The following is a 17,902-nucleotide window of genomic DNA, read 5'->3' on the forward strand; positions in this document are numbered from 1 at the left end:
AAGACTTTTTTTTTACGTTTGATAATTGCTATAATTAGTTGTTAGTAGGTGATGGATTGACATTAATTAATTGGGAGAAACGTAAGAATCCCACAAAACAAGAGATAGAAAAATTTGCTTCCGAAAAACACGTGAATGAGATAGTGGCACAACTATTGATTCAAAGAGGTATTACCGATAACTTGGAAATCGAATCTTTTCTGCATAGTAATGTAGATGAATTACAAGATCCGTTCGGTTTGCATGACCTCGATAAAGCTTTGGAAATAATTGATGATGCGGTCAGCAGTCAACAAAAAATTGCCATTTATGGTGACTATGATGCTGATGGTGTGACAAGTACTTCAATAATGAAATTGACTTTACAAAAACTGGGAGCTAAGCCGATCTTTTATGTTCCAGACCGTTTTAAAGATGGCTATGGCCCAAACCTTGACCGTTACAAAGAATTAGCTGACAAAGGAATCGACTTATTAATCACGGTTGATAATGGTGTCAGTGGTAAAGAGCAGATCAAGTATTTAAAGGATCGTGGTATTAAAGTCATCGTAACTGATCATCATGATTTACCGAAAGAATTACCTGATGCTGATGCAATCGTTCATCCTAGTATCCCAGGCTCGGAATATGTTTGTCCGTATTTGTCTGGTGCCGGAGTGGCTTTTAAGATTGCTGATGCACTTTTAGGCGATGAAGCTTTGGAATTGATAGATTTGGCGGCTATCGGAACAGTTGCTGACTCTGTGGCTTTAAAAGGTGAAAATCGTGTCATCGTCAATGTTGGTTTGCAAGAAATGCAAAAAAATCATCACGTTGGTTTAAGCGAGTTGATCAAGAAATGCAAGATCAAGTTGCGTGATATCAATGAGGAGGATATCGGTTTCAAATTAGCTCCAAGAATTAATGCTTTAGGACGCTTGGATAATGCCTCCTCTGGAGTTGAACTGTTGACGACTGGTGACGATAGTTTTGCTAAAGAAATCGTCGATGAGACTGAAGATATCAATGCTAGACGTCAAGACTTGGTTAATTCAGCTTTCAACGATGCTCAGAGCCAAATTGCTGCCCAAAAAGATCATGGTGTGATAGTTTTAAAGGGTAACGATTGGCATCAAGGTGTGCTCGGAATAGTTGCTAGTCGGGTCATGGATCAAGAAAATAAACCAGTTTTAGCCACTCAATATGATGAATTTAGTGGTGTGATGAAAGGGTCCGGTCGTAGTCCTGAAGGATTCAATTTGTTTACGGCTTTGCAGCAATATCAAGACTTGTTTACAGCCTTTGGTGGTCATGCTCAGGCGTGTGGTTTTTCGATTGAAGAAAGTCAATTAGATAAATTAACTGAGTTGGTGCAATCTGAGCCAGAAAAACAAGGTTTTGATTCTCAAGCACCGGTCGTTAAAGACTATGATCTAGATTTATCGATTGCAGACTTGAATTTTGATCTAATCAAAGATATTAATCAGTTGGCACCGTTTGGAATGGGAAATCCTAAACCGGTGATCAAACTGACTAATGTTGAGTTAAGCCAGATGCGCTCGATTGGCAAAGACGGCAGTCACTTGAAGACATTCATTGAGGATAACGACCACCAAATCGATGCGATAGGTTTTGGCATGTTTAAGCAAGCTCAAGAAGTCAAGAACGCACCTTGTAACGTTTATGGTGAATTGGGCATCAATGAGTGGGCTGGTCGGAAAAACTTGCAATTGATGTTAGATGATTTGCAAGTGTCACCCGAGGCCAAAAAGATTCAAGCTTTGAAAAAAGTTTATTTAGATTATCGCAACAAACGAATATCGGCTTCGATCATGGAACATTTCGATGCCATAGTTTTCTTCAATGATGCTTATTATGAAGCTGCTAAACGGTCAAAAGTGAACGTTAAAATGGCTAAATTTGATGAAAATGTCGACGGAGAAAATATTTTAATTTACGATCGACCACATAATTTGCAATTGTTCGAAAATTTTTTGAAGACGAATCAAGCTGCACACACGGCGTTATTTTTCCATACTAATTTAACTAGTGGTTATTTAAAACCCGATATGGCAAGAATGAAAACGCTCTTGAAGTATTTGTACACGCATCAAAATATTCGTGCTGATCAAATGAATTTAGTGGCTGAATATTTAAATTTTGAAAAAAATGACGTAGATTTTTATTTAAAAGTGTTTTTTGAGTTAAATTTTGTTAAAATGGTAAATGGCTTTGTTGAAAAAGCTGATGCTCAACAACGCAAATTGATTGAATCTCCAACTTACGTGAAGAGATTACAACGCAATGATGTTGAAAAAATATTAATTGAATCCAACTTTGACGATCTCTTATCTTGGATGAGTGATTTTGATTGCCACTGTTAGATTGAATGGGGAATTTAAAAAAATGGATATTGATTTTAAGAAATATGTTGCTAATGTTCAAGATTTTCCAGAACCTGGTGTACTATTTCGAGATATTTCACCATTAATGGCTGATGGCAAGGCATATGCTGCAGCAACCGATAAGATTGTTGACTATGCTAAAAGTCGTGGTGCAGAAATGATTGCAGGACCTGAAGCAAGAGGATTTATCGTGGGATGCCCAGTAGCTTACAAGATGGGTATTGGATTTGCTCCTGCACGTAAAAAAGGTAAGTTGCCTCGTGAGACTGTTTCGGTCACATATGACCTTGAATACGGTCAAAGTTCTTTGTATATGCAAAAAGATGCCATCAAACCAGGTCAAAAAGTTTTAGTTGTTGACGATTTAATGGCAACAGGTGGCACATTAGCTGCTACAATTAAGTTGATTGAAAAGTTAGGTGGAATCGTTGTTGGAACCGCCTTTCTAATTGAGTTAACTGATTTGCACGGACGTGATAAAATAAAAGGGTACGACATGTATACCCTAATGCAATATTAATTACAAAGGGGTCTGAAAGGGCCTTTCTTATGGAGAGTTGGCAGAGTGGTAATGCATCGGACTCGAAATCCGACGAACCTGTTTTATAGCAGGCGCGCAGGTTCAAATCCTGTACTCTCCTTATTTAGAATAAAAGAGAACAAAAGTTCTCAAAAATAGTTAGAGGAACACTGAATTAACGGTGTTCCTCTTTTTTTGCTTTATAAAAAATGTAAGAGAATTTAAATGCTATTTGCGCAGAATTTTGCGCAGCGGAAGATTCATTGTCCCATTTTGCGCAGGAAAAAATCAGCAAAAAAGGTGTGCGCAAAATATTGTATTAATGCTAATCATTATTATTAGTTTCTTCAATGCCGTTAAATAATTTTCTAAGATCACTACTTTGCTCAAGCGATGTTGAATCGAACATATGAGTGTAATATTTTAATGTAGTAGCAGTTGTTTTATGACCGACACGTCTTGATACATATTTAAGATTAAAGCCCTGATCAAGTAGGTAGGATATATGAGTATGTCTAATCCCGTGAAAATTAATTATTTTACTTGCGCCGATTTCATTTAGTAATTTTTTTAATTGCTGATTGACTGATTGAGAAGTAGGTGTTTCTTTGCGCCTACTTCTAAAAACATAATTGTAAGGATCAGTGTAATTAATTCTATTAAAGTATTCTTCCTGACCAATTTTGAGCTTTTTAAGTACATTAATGCAGTCACTACTAACATCAACATACCTAACACCAGCAGGTGTTTTAGTGGCCTTTTGATTACGGGTATCATTTTCGATGGCTTTATTGACACGAATTACTTTTTTATTAAAATTGATATCATTCCAAGTAAGCCCCGCACATTCCTCGTATCTCATTCCTGTTTGTGTTACTAAATATACTTCAGCTGATGATATATCATTAATAGAAGTATGCATTTTAGCAACTTCAATCAGTTTTATGTAATCATCAGGTTCAAGAAATTTTTCATCGGGGCTTTTTGATTCCTTACCGGCAACAATGGTTGTATTTCTAGTAAAGTCCGTATAGATTAATTGTTCTGCTATTGCATCTTCACACATTGATCTAAAGAAACTATTGTATTTGCTAACGGTTACTTTTGTGCGAGTTTTGCCAAACTCATTTAAAAAATGCTGATAGTCTGCTTTAGTAATATCAACTAGTCTCATGTTTGGAAAGTATTTTTTGATTACATCTATCGCAAAATAGTATCTATTAACTGTAGAATGTGATTTGCCTTTAATGCGATATAGTTCAACCCATTCTTTAAAATAATCGGAGAAGAGCATATCTTGCTTTGCAAGGTTAGCATGATTTGATTTTTGTAATTCAATTTTCCTAGCGGCTTCCTCACATTCTGTTTTCCTGACGAACCCGCCCTTTGTTTTATTTCTATATTTGCCAGTAGTAGGATCTTTATAGGAAACACGATATTCCCATTTTCCATTGCGTTTATGGATTGACGCCATAATTGACCATATCCTTTCTAAAGTAAAGTTTTGATTGATAATGGTTTGAATTTATTTATATTTTTGAAATCAAATTGACGAATAGGAGAGTTTTGTCAATTTAATGGGGTACATATGTTCTTTGGACGTTAAAAATAAAAAGCCTTTTAAGGCTTTTTATTGTGATTGATCGCCAATACCTTGCTGTGTTGAAAGTTTAATTCCATGGAATCATATAACATTTCTTTATCTTGAGGATATATTGTAAGATATTGGTCCATATAAACTGATAGCCAAGTTTGCAAAGTAGAATAGCAATCTGAGGAATCGATGGCCCATAAACAGCTCAATAATGCACCAACACTACTTCTTCCATGTCCTTTTAAGAATTGTGATCTAGTAACATTTATTATATTTGGAAAGAAATATGATGAGTTTCTTAGCTGGTATTTATGGGACCGCCTATTGTATATCCTTCCTCCATGAGATGATTCGTTTCGATAGTAAAGGCATAGGGATAATATATCCCCAAAAGACTGTCTTATTTTGAATTTATCATCAGCAACAGGTACAAGACGGGAATCTAAATTTATCATTCTTCCGAGAACCTTGTCTCTAACATTTGGTTTACTTAATTTATAAAGATAAATGGCTTCGCCAAACATTAGACCCTTTATAGCTATCCAAGGTGGAACATTATGATGGTCTTCACGGTAATGTTTAAAAGGTTGATAGTCATTATGCTTTGTAATGTATTTTAATTTCTTTAAAAGTCTATCACGATCGTTTTCAGTAACAATATTACCCTGTCTGTCACGTAAAGGCCTTCTATGTCTATAGATTATATGAGATTTACCAGTGTTATAGTTACTTATTGCAATATATCTACTATCATTATCTGAATATTCCTCAGCTATTGTATAAGCTAAAATTTGTTTAAAGGATAATTCGAATTCTTCCAGTGCATTTTTAAGTGAGGCTCTTATATTTTTATCAAATTTATATAATGCAAGGATATGTTCGAATGTGATTCCATCTTTGAATCCTTCATCATCGTTATCTGGGTTTATTAAGAATTTATCCTTGTAACCGTTAATTATTTCATAATAACCATACTTTATTAAAGATGATCTTACAGTGTCAGGATTCTCAAAAGTTAAATTTCTAGATTTTAATAACTCCATTTGTTCATCTATTGTTTTAAATGGTTTATCAGCTTGCATAATTTTCTCCAAAATAAAAGGACGAATAATAGAATAAACTATATCCGTCCAGTGGCGTACTAAGTACGCGCTCATTTGTATAGATATAGTATATCATTCATGATTCATTAAATCTAACATTTTAATGAATCATGGTTAGATAATTTTACATAGTCATACATATTCCTACAGTTCTGATGAATTGTTTTTACAGTCATGCCACGACATGGCTTTTTTACTCGTAATTATTGACCTGTATAGTTACCATTCTCGTCAATGTATCCTTGCTGCATTCCTGTTTGAGTTTGCATCTCACCAAACGTCTTCATGTTGTCTGGCGTACTTTCTAACGCTTGTTGCTGTGACATTCCATCATGATCCATTTTATAAGCGGCAGGGGATTCACCATATTTGTTAACGAATCCTGTTAAAGTATTTTCATCATACGAGATACCACTAGATTGTTGCTGTGTATTTTGATCGTTTTGAGATGTTTGTTGTTGGCTATTGGTATTTGTGTCTGAAGCCTGTTGAGATTGATTAGAAGTCTGATTTTGAGCTTGTTGATTGGTGTTATTTTGTTGAGCGTCATTCTGATCAGTTGCTTGCTGATTATTGTTACTATCCTTTTTTTGATCAGATTTCTTAGGGGACTTCTTCTTAGTTGAAGAAGCCTTTTTCTTTTTGTCAGTTTTCTTCTTAGAAACTAGGGTAGTCTTATCCTTTTTTTCAGCAGAAGAACTGGCTGACTTGTTATTTGAACATGCTGCTAGCGAAAGGGTAGTAGCAATTAATAGAGCAGATGTGATAATACGTTTCATCTTGATATCCCCCATATCGTGAATAATAGATTCCAGAATTACTGTTAATTATTTTTGTGTTATATAAATTAATAAAATATAAACCCTAATGTTCCAAAGCCAATGATTGATTATATTCAACTGCTTCTGGAATCTCATTAAAGTCAACCGTCAAATCCTTATATTCTTCTAAGACTTTTTCAATTTCATCAATTGATACGTGAAAATATTCTTTTCTATTATTAACTTTGTTGATACGTTTATCATTAAAACGTTGGTGTAATTCGGCTTCTAGTGAATATGCATCATATGAGAATATAAATGCATGAACATCAAATTTGAATGGAACAGATGCGGATCCTAATTCATCAATCCGTTCTTGAGGATCAAGTCTCCTTGTAACGCCAATTTTTACTACATCTGGTCCAAAAGAGCCGATATTTGAAATTATATAGACATAACCAGCCGTGGCATTTTCTTGTCGATAATCCAAATCATTTTTCTCTGCTTCACCTTTAGAGATATTTTGATTTAGTTCATCAATGCTTTGCTGAACGTCGTCACGTTCTTTTCCCTCTAAAGTCGATAATTTAGCAGTAAGTTCTACGAGTGCTTTTTTATAATGATCAAGTTCTTTATTTAATTTCTTTTGAGCGTCTTGGATTTGCTTTTGTGCTTTTTTATCTTCTCGTTCACGTTCACGCTGTTCACGTAATTCTTCTTTTTCCTCTTGTTTCTTTTCAGAGTATTCATATGCTAGATGTAGTTCATCTATCTTGCTGTCCAAGTATTCAGGCGCAATAGAAATTCCATTCGGATCATTTAGTTTATTCAATTGGTCGTAGGATTTATGTATACGTTTCTCTATACGATCTATATTAGAATAAGTTATTTTGTTGATTGCAGCTTCGCATTCACCATTAAAGGCTCTAATCAGTTGTTTTCCGTTTTTCTTTTGCATTGAGCGGCCTTTTGCTTCTGAGTTGTTTAAGGTCATTGGGGTGAAAATAGAGTATGCTTCAAAGCTACGAATCATTCTTTTTTGTGTTTGACGGACCTCATCAAGACGAGCCTTATATCCAAGAGAATTTGCAAAATCATAACGTGGTTTATAGAGTCCGTACGACTGCATATTCAATTTATCTTCAGTGTCATCCAATTCCTTTTTCAGTGATGATATTTGTGAAGTTAAATTCGAAATTTCATTACGTAAATTGGACTCTTCGGTGGTTAATTTAGACAATGTGCTTTCATGTGTTTTCACTATGTTACTAAGTTCAGATTTTTTTGAGCTTAATTCATCTTGTTTCTTTTTAATTAGTTCATTTAATTCAGCCGGTTTCATTTGACTAGCAGTTAATTTTAAATTGGCCTGTTGAGTAAGTTCATTGTTCCTATTTGTGAGTTCGGCGTTTTCATTTTTAAGTGTTTCTATAGTTTCTTTGTACTGTTGTGTTTTGAATAAGTCAGAAAGTGACATCATTTTACCCCTTACAAAATAGTTTTTTTGTCCTCATATCTTGAATGTATTTTAAATCCCCAAAATTTGTTTTTTTTGGAACTGTCTAAAATAAAAAGCCGTTGCCGGCCATTTATTAATTTAAGTTTAAAGTGATGTCAAAACTGTGATCAGAGTTTTCATCTTCATAATCATCTGTATCATAGTAAGCATCAAATTTAAGACGTAATGTCTTCATATCACTAATCTTACTTAGCTTTTCAATAGGGAAGAGGATATCACCTTGTTTTGTAACACCTTTGGAGATTTCTCCCGCCCAATTTTCTTTGTACCCTTTAACGGTATCAAGAACAGCATCTACTTGTTGTCCGTCGTTTGTTACTAAGGTACCTTGATCAGGATAAGTCGTAATGTCTCTGTTAGCTGCGACACTCATATGAATGATAATATAGCCCTCAGCTTTAGTATTTGAGTCATCATCTGAAGTGTATGGATTCAATTTAAAGATAGATACCTTTGAGACTTTAATGTTGGCTGGTTGCCAAGAATTATCATTAAATGAAACGTCATAAGATTTTTGATCTAAAATCTTGTGATTATCGTAATTGATATCCAAGGTATCTTTATTTGAAGATGATTTTGAACCTTTTTCTGTTTGTGTTGTAGTGTGTCCAGATGCCTTATTAGAAGTATCGTCATCAGATGAACTTCCGCCGCCACCAATCATTCCAAATATAATAACAACTAAGACAACAACAATAAGCCAAAACCACCAAATTTTGTAGAACGGTTTATTATTTTTCATCCTAGTTCACCGCCTTAGCATTTTTTGAAGGGTGGTGTAATAAGATAAATACGGTACCCACAATAATAACTACAATTGCAGGAAATGCCATTGCAGCGGATATTAAGAACAGTGCATTACCAATAATCCCCAGAATAGGTCCAACCATTGAAATATTTTTATTTCTGCTTTGAATAAGGGCAATAATATTTAAAATAATACCAATAGCAGCCATAACGTAGAAAAATGTACCAGTACCGCTTGTCAAATTAGTACCGCCAAAAGCATCACTTGCGGCTGTACTAAAAATAACAGGCCACGAGACAGCAAACAAAACACAGTTAATAATATCTAGAATCCCAGTCCAGATGTTTATTTTTAGATTTTTCATAATAAAAACCCCCCCTAAAATTCAGCTTTTTATGTCGTCAGTATTTGGACATGTTTTTAAGTTAAAATAGTCAATATTTAAATCTGGTAACCCATAATTGTATCGCAGGTCTTGCGATGTATTAGGTAGACAACCGTGTTCTTCAATATAAAGATTAGTGACAACTGTCATAGCAAATTCATCAGCTTCACGCTCGGTTCTACGTTCATGAACCTTATTTGATATGTAGTAGGCTGCTAGACCTTTATGTTCAAGAACATGTCCAATTTCGTGAGCCAAAACAAAATAACGTTGATTTGAATATTTGATATTATTTGACATTATTATTACTGGTACATCAAAGAAATAGACCGTTTTGGCCAATGGTTTTGGTAATAGTTCTTTCCATTGAATATCTAAATTTAGCTTGTCCGCCCAAGTGAAAGGATCAAAGGTGCCATACCTTTGGCCGATGGTGAAGACAAGCTTATTTAAATCACTTGTTTTCACCATTTTTCTTTACTTCCCTTGCCTTAATCTTTTTAAGTTTTTCCCAAAAAATTTGAGTCATGGCAATTTCAACTTTTTCTTTTTCCTCTTTAGTTAAGTCCTCACCATCAAAAGTCATTCCACCCTGGGAATTTTCATCAATGAAGTTTCTAAGCTCAAGAGTATCTTTTTTTGTTGCCCATTCGGGGGTCTGATTACGACCTAATAAATAATCAGTAGAGACATTAAATATATCAGCTAGTTTGTCAACTGTGGATAGAGATGGCTCTCTTGTGCCACGTTCCCAAGCACCAATTGTTTTAGAGGACACCCCAATTTTATCTGAAAGTGTCTCTTGGGTATATCCATTTTGAACACGAAGCTCTCTTAGTTTTTGACCGAACATATTGTCACCTCTTAGTATTAATGATACTACAATATGTAGTATAAAAAGAACCTACAAAAAGTAGCATTTTCATGTTGACATACTACAAAACGTAGTTTATTATAATAACTGTAATAACTACAAAACGTAGTTAGGAGGTGATTCAATGAATAATACGAATAAGCTAAAAGAGATCCGAGAAAATAAAGATATGAAACAAATTGATCTTGCTTTAATGCTTGATGTATCACAAAAAACCATAAGTGCATGGGAAACAGGGAGACGTACGCCGTCCCCAAAATTCATGCAACAAATTGAAGATATTTTCAACGTTCCAAAAGAAGATATTTTTTTTACAGCTTTTAGCTACAAAATGTAGTGAATAATATTTACACACTAAGAGTACAAAAAAACCGATTTACAAATGAAGTCAGTTTTGTAAACCGGAGTTATCAAGGAGGTGATAACTGATGGGCGACATAAACATTGTTAAGGAAGTTTTAGATATGCAAGATCGTCAAAATTTCAATGATACTGATTTGGCAGCAATAGCAGGAACGTCAAAAACAACTGTTGGTAAATGGTTTAAAGGAACTCCAATCAAAGATGAATATCTAGTCAATCTATCTAATGCCATTGATGATACAAGATTTTCATTGGCGGTTAATTGCTACCTATTCAATCTACCGCCGGTTTTGTTAAATATTTCTAGTGAGTATAACCAAGAAACATCATCATTGCTGATAGGTACGCAGATTGAAGATTTGAATAGTGATAGTGCAATCGAGAATGCACTTAAAGAAATTAGCAAGAGTAATCCTGATGAAAATATTATCAAATTTGGAATATTCGAAATGTTCAGAACGAGTTCAATTATGCGTGCTTGTGCAACAGCAATGTCACATAGGTACCACATATCACTTAAACAAGCTGCATTAGGTGAAAGAGGGTGAAATAAATGCAAGAACCAGAGACTTTACCATTTGGTATTCCGGAAAAAGATGGATACGTACTGGCTTGGGTACGAAAAGATAAACTGAAGGATTTGATCAGCAAGCCTGCTGACGAGGGTATCGAATTGCTTCCTTGGGCATGTAAAATTGCTGGTTGTTCAGCCCCAACTTTAGTAAAGAAACTAGAAAGATACCGTGATGTCCTAGATATGGATAAGGGTGGATGTGTTAGATATTCTACTGGTTCTGGTAGCCCTTGGAAGTTTCAAGCACCCGAATTTAAAGAATTTGTTTTAAAGCACAAAAGAGAGTTTATGAAATCGGAGGAAATTTAAATGGAATACACACCAGATTATATCGATGAAACAGTTTTAGCAGCAGACAAAATCGGTAAAAAAATCCGCAATGACGAAGACACCTATGAAGAAATTTGCAGGCAGTTATCTCAATCCATTATTCGGGGAAACGGAAGAATCAGAAAGACATACGATCATCCGTTGAGTGATAGAGTTCTTGAGCCATTCTGTGAAGCTAGTCACGTGATTGTTAAAGCTCGCATAAGCAAATACATCCAAAAAGATATTACCAGCTATGAATACACTTTTATCTTCAATAGAGGGGATGGCATCAATGAGTAAACTATCCAAATGGTTCGATGAGTTCTTCTTTGGACCAGATGAGAAACATGCATGGGATCCAAAGAAGGTTGTCAGCATGGCTGACTACAATGCTGAGATTTTGAAACAAAAAAAGACTCACTATCCACAAAATAGCGAGTCCGGCATTTAAATAAAAATTTTATATGAAAATTATATCACGAAAAGGGGCTTTAAACATGCATGATTCAAATTATGATGCTCGATTAGCCGACGAAGACTCTGTTAATACTGAAAAGTCACTATATGGAAGTAAGCAAGAAGAATGGTCAATTAAAGAAGATATGGCGGAGGAATACTAATGAAAGAAATGACAGCTCCAAAAGAAGAAAAAGTAATTAGCTATGAAGTCAATGGCGAAGAAATAAAACTAACCGCTAATATGGTTCAAAACTTTATAACTAAAGGTAATTCAAAGATTACACCACAAGAAACCATGATGTTTATGTCTCTATGCAGATATCAACATTTAAATCCTTTTTTAAATGAAGCATATATTATTAAATTTGGATCAGCACCAGCACAAATTATTGTTTCTAAGGAAGCTTTCATGAAACGTGCTGAATCAAATGTTAATTATGACGGCATAAAAGCTGGCTGTATTGTCCTAAGAAATAATGAGGTGGACTATACGAAAGGCGCATTTGTATTACCCACAGATCAATTGGTAGGTGGCTGGGCTGAAGTATATCGCAAGGATAGACAAACACCTACAAGAATTGAAATATCATTACATGAATTTGAGAAAACAAAAAATGGTCAACCGTCTTCTACATGGGCTTCAATGCCATCAACAATGATTCGTAAAACTGCAATGGTCAACGCTTTACGTGAGGCATTTCCTCAAGACTTAGGGGCTATGTATACAGAAGATGATAAGCGTAACGAAGATATTAGTAGCCCTAAACAAGTTAATGGCACTGAATCAAGCCTAGAGCCTAAAAAGAACATTAATGAACTATTAGGATTGAAACCTAAAACCACAAAAACAAATACAGACAACAGTGTAGAGGCGATTGATGATGATGGAAACGAAAAGATTCAAAACAGTGAAACTGAGACACAAGGCCAAGACTTTAAACAAGAAAACTTACTATAATATTTCAACCGACAGATACTATCAGTCACCTACTTTTTTTAAAAAGTTTCTGTCATGTGAAGCTGAAGCATTCGCGGAACTTCAATTGAACTATAAGCCTGATTCTGATTCTACTCCATTGATAGTAGGAAATTACTTACATTCATATTTTGAGAGTAGCAAGGCTCATCAAGCTTTCATTGATCAACACAAAAGCGATATTGTAACACGTTCAGGAACGCTAAGAGCCCCCTATCAACAGGCTGAAACAATGATAGACACATTATCATCAGACAAAATGTTCAAAAAGTTATACAAGGGACGCAAAGAAGTAATTGTTAGAGGAAAGATTAATGACATTGATTGGAAAGGTAAAATTGATTGCTTAAATCTTGAACGCGGTTACTTCATTGATCTGAAAACAACAAGAGATATCAATAAAAAGTATTGGAACAACGATGAGCATTCTTGGGAATCCTTTGTAGCGGCATACAACTATCAACTTCAAATGTACGTTTATCAGCAACTAATCTATCAACAATATGGAGTTATGTGTGTGCCTTATATTGTGGCTGTTACGAAGGAAAAGGTGCCAGCTAAAGCAATTATATCTATTTCAGATGAAAGGCTACAAGAAGCGGAATATCAGATTGATGGAGTACAAGAACATATTGAAGATGTTAGGAATGGCATTGTTAAGCCTGCAAGATGTGAACATTGTGATTATTGCAAGTCCACAGCAATACTAAATGACATCGTGGATATGGATGACTTAATAGACTAGGAGGTGACTTTATGAATTACCTAAAACAGTTACAGGCGTTTAGAGATTATCAAATGTTTGAAACCGAGTTATCCAGTGGACAAATTGCTTTATACTACGCACTTTTGCAGATAAACAATAAATGTTCATGGATAGAATGGTTTACTGCTGCTAATCAAACGCTTGAAACACTTTCGGGATTGAGCCGGTCAGGTATCAATAAGAACAGGAATGTTCTTAAACAACTTGGGCTAGTCGATTTTGAGAGTAATGGCAATCGCAAAGCCACGTCTTATAAGATATGTGTACTTTATAACGAAGATAGTACACATAACAGTGAACATAGGAGTACACATAATAGTACACATAACAGTGAACATAAGGGTACACATAACAGTAGCACATTAATTAAACAAGACAGAAACATAAACAAAACTAATAAAGATAGTCACAACTCAAAACACGACAAGCGTGTTTATGAGTCTGATGACATTAATTTTAAACTAGCTCAATCGCTATTATCAAAGATTGAGGAACAAAACCCAGACCACAAGAAGCCTGATCTACAGAAATGGGCTAATGATATTCGATTAATGCACGAGCAGGATAATCGTTCGTACGACAAGATTCAAAAAATGATTGATTGGTCTCAAAACAATGACTTTTGGTCTAGCAATGTACTTTCTGCCACTAAATTGCGTAAACAGTATGACACGATGGCGGCACAAGCTAATAACGAGGCCAAAGGTAAAACCACAGGCTATCATAAAAAGTCCGGACGTATTGAAGCTGCGACAGATTGGAACAAAGTTAAGGCCAAAAAAATGTCAAATAATTCAAATGAACTGCAAGAAAGACTAGCAAAAATACGAGGTAAACAAGATGCAGCAAATTAAAGAGCCGATCAGATTATTACCTGAGCAGAAGACTTTTCTGCTACCACAAGGGCAATTCAGAAGAGACAGTATCGAGAATGTCATCAATACAACAATCACAGGTAGCGACACTATGGCTAGAGTATATAAATCAATGTTTGATGTAATTACTCGTGTGACTAATTTAGATGATGAAAATTCTCACTACCAAGGTGATATCGAATTGAATAGAAAACTAATTGCAATCGCAAGTTTAGCTGATTGGTGTCAAAAAAGATTTGATCAGAAAACTATTGCTGCTAATCCCAATATTCTCAAGTTAGGGAGTGAATGAAATGAGAGCAATTATAGTAATAGCAATAATTTACTTCTTAGTGAAGACATTTAAATTCGTGGAGGATAAATAAATGGATCAATTAATAAAAGTAGACGTTAAAAATAACCAGCAAGTTTTGAGCGCTAGAGATTTATATAACGGTTTGGAAATTGCTCAACGTTTTAGCCGCTGGGTACTAAATAATTTTGAAATGTTTGAAGAAGGTATTGATTATGTGCCCTGTACATCAAGTACACAGCTAAATCAATATGGTGGAACTAAAGAAATAAATGATTATACGATCACAATAGGCATGGCTAAGGAATTAGCAATGATGGTCAGAAATGACAATGGTAAAAGATACCGTAAGTATTTCTTGAAGCTTGAAGAAAAATGGAATGATCCTCAAGAAGTAGTTAAACGAGGTTATGAAATTCTTCAAGATGAAAATATTCAATTGAAATTGGAAAATAAAAAACTCAAACCTAAAGCCACATACTTTGATCAAATCATGGCTAGTAAATCATTGATGATTACTACAACGATCGCAAAAGACTATGGAATGAGTGCCAAAGCATTTAACGATCTACTTAAAAAACTCAAAATTCAATACAAATTGGGTGGCATCTGGTATTTATATTCTAAATATCAAGATAACGGCTGGGTTAGCTCATCAACCAGAATCATCGATAACAAGCCACGTATTATAACTAAATGGACTCAAAAAGGTCGTGTAGGACTATACAACCTATTAAAAGCTCACGATATTGTTCCTATGATTGAGAAGCTAGATATTAAGACGGTAACTATTGGAGGTCAACAATGAAGAATAATGATAAAAAAAAGGCCAATTCAATTAAGAATTGGCAGAATATAGTGATTGTAAATAATGATTCAGAGCCAATTGCCGTAATTTCAGACAATCAGATAATATTGAAAAATGGTTATAAATATGAGATTGATGTTGGATTAGACAATTAGCCCAAATTATTATTTTTGGATGAGTCGGGTTTAGAAACTGGAGTTGGCTTGTTACCTATATTTTTAACAGTATAGTTGTTATAATTTCCAGCTTTAATCTCATGAATAAATTGAGTTCTAGTCATGTTTTTTCCAGTGTGATTATCATGAAATGCTGTGTTTCTTCCAGATTTAGTTTGCGATGTTACCTTAATTCTTGCCATTATTTTGGCTCCTTACAAAGTTTATTTTGAATAACACGATTAAGAAGTAATCCTGGGGAGGATAAGCAAAACGTGTATTCAATACCGATATTCTAGTGAAAAAATTGCAGCATGTCAATATATTGTGCAGAACAAAAGTTCTTATACAAGATGGAGTGTAAAATGTACAAAAATAACTTAAAAAAAATACTCAAATCTAAAAATATTAATCAAAGTGAGTTATCAAGAATTGCCAATGTGCCGCGGACAAATATAGTTTCTATTATTAACGGTAAAATAAAGAATCCAACTATTGGATTGATGATTAAGATTGCTGATGCACTTAACATTAGTTTAGATGAATTTAGAGGTGATAATACAAATGATAAATAGAGTAGTTCTAGTAGGACGCTTAGCACGTGATCCAGAGTTGAAATATACCACCAATGGTGTAGCAGTTGCCAGTTTCACATTGGCCGTAAATAGACAATTCACTAATTCTCAAGGTGAACGTGAAGCCGATTTTATTAATTGTGTTATTTGGAGAAAAGCTGCCGAAAATTTTGTTAACTTCACTAAGAAGGGCTCATTGGTAGGTATTGATGGACGACTTCAAACACGTAACTATGAAAACCAACAAGGTCAAAAAGTTTATGTAACAGAAGTTGTCGTTGATAATTTCTCATTACTTGAATCTAGAACTGACAGAAAACCAACAGATGACCAGCAGAATAAATCAAACAACAACGGTTCTAGCGGTAAAGGTGCAAATGGCCAACAGAAACAAAACGCAAATCAAACGTATTCGAACGTAAATCAAACAAATAGCGATCCGTTTGCTGACAACAGTAAACCAATTGATATTTCAGATGACGATTTACCGTTTTAATATAGATGGGAGCAATTATTATTTGAATTTGGAGGCAAAATAATGAATTATGAAAAAATCTATAAGTCATACATAAGGTCAATATTTAGCGATGAATGTCATAACATTGCTAGGACAATCATGTATATTCAAAAGCGTTTTTATGCCATGCCAAAAGAGTTTCAAAATGCTGACAGAGAACTTAGCGATCGGACTAAGAACAGAATAATTCAATCAATTCTTTGGGAGGACGAGTTTGCTAACAGATATAAATTGTGCCGTATATGAGATGCGTTGTAATAAGTATCTATCCATTGAAATTGATGATGATTAACACATATGTGTGGGTGCAAGTTAGGAGCAGACGAATAAAAAACTGGCATTTAATACTAATATGGTAAATTATTGGGAAATTACAGATAGTGATTTAAGAATCAACGACGATCGTAAATAGACAACAAAAAAGCCACCCACAAAGTGAGCAGCTAATTAATTGGTTCCAGCAAATCAATTATATCATAAGTGGAGGCTGTATATATCGTGGGATTACTATTACCAGATATTGATGAAGAAAAAACAATTAAGAATGTTAAAAATTATTTTGAGCATGAATTTCCAAGATTAATTGCTCAATCTCACATGAGTCTCACGTATGTGCAGTCTCCAAGTTTTGATTGTATTGGGAGTGGAATTAATACGAGAAATACTCAAGAGGATAAAATTGTGGGTAAATTAGGTGCAAAGGAATATATTCAAATAACGATGAAACTTATTAGCAACTGTCCACATGATTATATGGTTATTTTGAAAAATTATTATATCCATAATATGACGAACATTGATTTGCAAGAATTATTAGGCTATGGACAAACGCGATGTAATGAGCTAAAGAATATGGCTTTGCTATACTTTGCTGATGCTTTTATTGATTATTACGATTTGCATGTTTATATTCCAGAAAATAAAAAAAGCGATGTAATGCCGACGTATTAGCGATGTTTTAGCGATGAAAGAGCGTTACACAAGCGACCACTTTACGTGTTATATTAGTACTATCGAAAGATTAAGAGATATGCGGTTACTCTACCGCTTAAAAGGAGCTCATTTGTTAGAAGAGTTATGATAACGCTCTTCATTTCGTGAGAACACATGGGCGAGCTAATATTAAAATTTTTCAATGAATTTCCCCTATAAATTATATTTGAATACACGCTTATTAGCTTGAGGTTCGAATCCTCATTCTCACATTGGCCGGCGGAAAATGACCATAAAATATAAAGGAAGCCTCATTCTTCCTTTTTGTAAATAAACAACAGTATATGAATACGGTAGCGACACTAATTCATATACAACATAGCTAGTGGTGCAAAGGGTAACACTCCAG

26 protein-coding genes and 1 tRNA gene are annotated in these 17,902 nt (G+C 34.6%); 18 read left to right on the forward strand and 9 right to left on the reverse strand.

The window, feature by feature from the left end; genetic code table 11:
• Positions 1 to 56: 56 nt before the first annotated feature.
• From recJ to U8521_RS03865, 3 genes are all read left to right on the forward strand, one after another.
• Positions 57 to 2,363, forward strand: coding sequence for a single-stranded-DNA-specific exonuclease RecJ (recJ, locus tag U8521_RS03855; RefSeq protein ID WP_334351899.1), 2,307 nt, complete (start codon positions 57 to 59; stop codon positions 2,361 to 2,363).
• 22 nt (positions 2,364 to 2,385) lie between these two features.
• A complete protein-coding gene (locus tag U8521_RS03860) occupies positions 2,386 to 2,904 on the forward strand; it encodes an adenine phosphoribosyltransferase (RefSeq protein ID WP_334332913.1) in 519 nt (172 codons plus the stop codon).
• 31 nt (positions 2,905 to 2,935) lie between these two features.
• Positions 2,936 to 3,025, forward strand: a tRNA-Ser gene (locus U8521_RS03865).
• Between the two features lie 204 nt (positions 3,026 to 3,229).
• On the opposite strand, the gene U8521_RS03870 is transcribed toward U8521_RS03865, so the two are convergent.
• The 8 genes from U8521_RS03870 to U8521_RS03905 form a co-directional block, all read right to left on the reverse strand.
• Positions 3,230 to 4,378 carry a site-specific integrase gene (locus tag U8521_RS03870; RefSeq protein WP_334351900.1) on the reverse strand — a complete coding sequence of 383 codons (1,149 nt, stop codon included), beginning with the start codon at positions 4,376 to 4,378 and terminating at the stop codon, positions 3,230 to 3,232.
• 146 nt (positions 4,379 to 4,524) lie between these two features.
• On the reverse strand, positions 4,525 to 5,580 hold the full coding sequence (locus U8521_RS03875) for an Abi family protein (RefSeq protein ID WP_334351901.1): 1,056 nt from the start codon (positions 5,578 to 5,580) through the stop codon (positions 4,525 to 4,527).
• Positions 5,581 to 5,804: 224 nt separating this feature from the next.
• On the reverse strand, positions 5,805 to 6,380 hold the full coding sequence (locus U8521_RS03880; protein ID WP_334351902.1) for a hypothetical protein: 576 nt from the start codon (positions 6,378 to 6,380) through the stop codon (positions 5,805 to 5,807).
• 85 nt (positions 6,381 to 6,465) lie between these two features.
• Positions 6,466 to 7,839, reverse strand: coding sequence for an SNIPE associated domain-containing protein (locus tag U8521_RS03885; protein WP_025084974.1), 1,374 nt, complete (start codon positions 7,837 to 7,839; stop codon positions 6,466 to 6,468).
• A 115-nt stretch (positions 7,840 to 7,954) separates the two neighbouring features.
• Positions 7,955 to 8,623: a hypothetical protein gene (locus tag U8521_RS03890; protein WP_334351904.1), complete on the reverse strand. Its 669-nt coding sequence runs from the start codon at positions 8,621 to 8,623 to the stop codon at positions 7,955 to 7,957.
• A 1-nt stretch (position 8,624) separates the two neighbouring features.
• Positions 8,625 to 8,993 (reverse strand): transporter, encoded by a 369-nt coding sequence (locus U8521_RS03895; RefSeq protein WP_334351905.1) that lies wholly within the window; start codon positions 8,991 to 8,993, stop codon positions 8,625 to 8,627.
• Positions 8,994 to 9,014: 21 nt separating this feature from the next.
• On the reverse strand, positions 9,015 to 9,485 hold the full coding sequence (locus tag U8521_RS03900; protein WP_334351906.1) for a phage exclusion protein Lit family protein: 471 nt from the start codon (positions 9,483 to 9,485) through the stop codon (positions 9,015 to 9,017).
• Positions 9,469 to 9,867, reverse strand: coding sequence for a helix-turn-helix domain-containing protein (locus U8521_RS03905; RefSeq protein WP_334351907.1), 399 nt, complete (start codon positions 9,865 to 9,867; stop codon positions 9,469 to 9,471). Before U8521_RS03905 ends, U8521_RS03900 begins: the two co-directional genes overlap by 17 nt.
• Positions 9,868 to 10,012: 145 nt before the next feature.
• Between U8521_RS03905 and U8521_RS03910 the strand changes: the two genes are divergently transcribed.
• The 12 genes from U8521_RS03910 to U8521_RS03965 all read left to right on the forward strand — a co-directional run bounded on the left by U8521_RS03910 (position 10,013) and on the right by U8521_RS03965 (position 15,468).
• Positions 10,013 to 10,225, forward strand: a complete 213-nt coding sequence (locus U8521_RS03910) for a helix-turn-helix transcriptional regulator (RefSeq protein WP_334351908.1) — start codon at positions 10,013 to 10,015, stop codon at positions 10,223 to 10,225.
• 91 nt (positions 10,226 to 10,316) lie between these two features.
• Positions 10,317 to 10,799, forward strand: coding sequence for a hypothetical protein (locus U8521_RS03915; RefSeq protein WP_334351909.1), 483 nt, complete (start codon positions 10,317 to 10,319; stop codon positions 10,797 to 10,799).
• A 5-nt stretch (positions 10,800 to 10,804) separates the two neighbouring features.
• Positions 10,805 to 11,134, forward strand: coding sequence for a DUF771 domain-containing protein (locus tag U8521_RS03920; protein ID WP_334351910.1), 330 nt, complete (start codon positions 10,805 to 10,807; stop codon positions 11,132 to 11,134).
• Positions 11,135 to 11,437, forward strand: coding sequence for a hypothetical protein (locus tag U8521_RS03925; protein ID WP_334351911.1), 303 nt, complete (start codon positions 11,135 to 11,137; stop codon positions 11,435 to 11,437).
• On the forward strand, positions 11,430 to 11,588 hold the full coding sequence (locus U8521_RS03930; protein ID WP_334351912.1) for a hypothetical protein: 159 nt from the start codon (positions 11,430 to 11,432) through the stop codon (positions 11,586 to 11,588). The genes U8521_RS03925 and U8521_RS03930 overlap by 8 nt, the downstream gene beginning before the upstream one ends.
• A gap of 46 nt (positions 11,589 to 11,634) precedes the next feature.
• A complete protein-coding gene (locus U8521_RS03935) occupies positions 11,635 to 11,757 on the forward strand; it encodes a hypothetical protein (RefSeq protein WP_334351913.1) in 123 nt (40 codons plus the stop codon).
• Positions 11,757 to 12,554 (forward strand): phage recombination protein Bet, encoded by a 798-nt coding sequence (gene bet / locus U8521_RS03940; protein WP_334351914.1) that lies wholly within the window; start codon positions 11,757 to 11,759, stop codon positions 12,552 to 12,554. The genes U8521_RS03935 and bet overlap by 1 nt, the downstream gene beginning before the upstream one ends.
• Positions 12,475 to 13,317, forward strand: a complete 843-nt coding sequence (locus U8521_RS03945) for a PD-(D/E)XK nuclease-like domain-containing protein (RefSeq protein ID WP_334351915.1) — start codon at positions 12,475 to 12,477, stop codon at positions 13,315 to 13,317. Before bet ends, U8521_RS03945 begins: the two co-directional genes overlap by 80 nt.
• Before the next feature lie 11 nt (positions 13,318 to 13,328).
• Positions 13,329 to 14,192 (forward strand): phage replication protein O, encoded by an 864-nt coding sequence (locus U8521_RS03950; protein WP_334351916.1) that lies wholly within the window; start codon positions 13,329 to 13,331, stop codon positions 14,190 to 14,192.
• Positions 14,179 to 14,505, forward strand: a complete 327-nt coding sequence (locus tag U8521_RS03955; RefSeq protein WP_334351917.1) for a hypothetical protein — start codon at positions 14,179 to 14,181, stop codon at positions 14,503 to 14,505. Before U8521_RS03950 ends, U8521_RS03955 begins: the two co-directional genes overlap by 14 nt.
• Before the next feature lie 73 nt (positions 14,506 to 14,578).
• Positions 14,579 to 15,313: a phage antirepressor KilAC domain-containing protein gene (locus U8521_RS03960; RefSeq protein ID WP_334351918.1), complete on the forward strand. Its 735-nt coding sequence runs from the start codon at positions 14,579 to 14,581 to the stop codon at positions 15,311 to 15,313.
• On the forward strand, positions 15,310 to 15,468 hold the full coding sequence (locus tag U8521_RS03965; protein WP_334351919.1) for a hypothetical protein: 159 nt from the start codon (positions 15,310 to 15,312) through the stop codon (positions 15,466 to 15,468). Before U8521_RS03960 ends, U8521_RS03965 begins: the two co-directional genes overlap by 4 nt.
• On the opposite strand, the gene U8521_RS03970 is transcribed toward U8521_RS03965, so the two are convergent.
• On the reverse strand, positions 15,465 to 15,671 hold the full coding sequence (locus U8521_RS03970; RefSeq protein ID WP_334351920.1) for a hypothetical protein: 207 nt from the start codon (positions 15,669 to 15,671) through the stop codon (positions 15,465 to 15,467). The two genes, U8521_RS03965 and U8521_RS03970, sit on opposite strands and share 4 nt — an antisense overlap.
• A 162-nt stretch (positions 15,672 to 15,833) precedes the next feature.
• On the opposite strand from U8521_RS03970, the gene U8521_RS03975 reads away from it, so the two are divergent.
• From U8521_RS03975 to U8521_RS03985, 3 genes are all read left to right on the forward strand, one after another.
• Positions 15,834 to 16,043: a helix-turn-helix transcriptional regulator gene (locus U8521_RS03975; protein ID WP_010019121.1), complete on the forward strand. Its 210-nt coding sequence runs from the start codon at positions 15,834 to 15,836 to the stop codon at positions 16,041 to 16,043.
• Entirely contained in the window at positions 16,033 to 16,539 is a 507-nt protein-coding gene (gene ssb, locus U8521_RS03980; protein ID WP_334351921.1) for a single-stranded DNA-binding protein, read from the forward strand. Before U8521_RS03975 ends, ssb begins: the two co-directional genes overlap by 11 nt.
• A gap of 519 nt (positions 16,540 to 17,058) precedes the next feature.
• The gene (locus tag U8521_RS03985) at positions 17,059 to 17,511 is read left to right on the forward strand and encodes an ArpU family phage packaging/lysis transcriptional regulator (protein ID WP_010019135.1); all 453 of its coding nucleotides are present in this window, start codon (positions 17,059 to 17,061) and stop codon (positions 17,509 to 17,511) included.
• Positions 17,512 to 17,902: the final 391 nt, after the last annotated feature.

It is taken from the genome of Companilactobacillus miaonis (genome assembly GCF_036913615.1).
GTDB lineage: Bacteria > Bacillota > Bacilli > Lactobacillales > Lactobacillaceae > Companilactobacillus.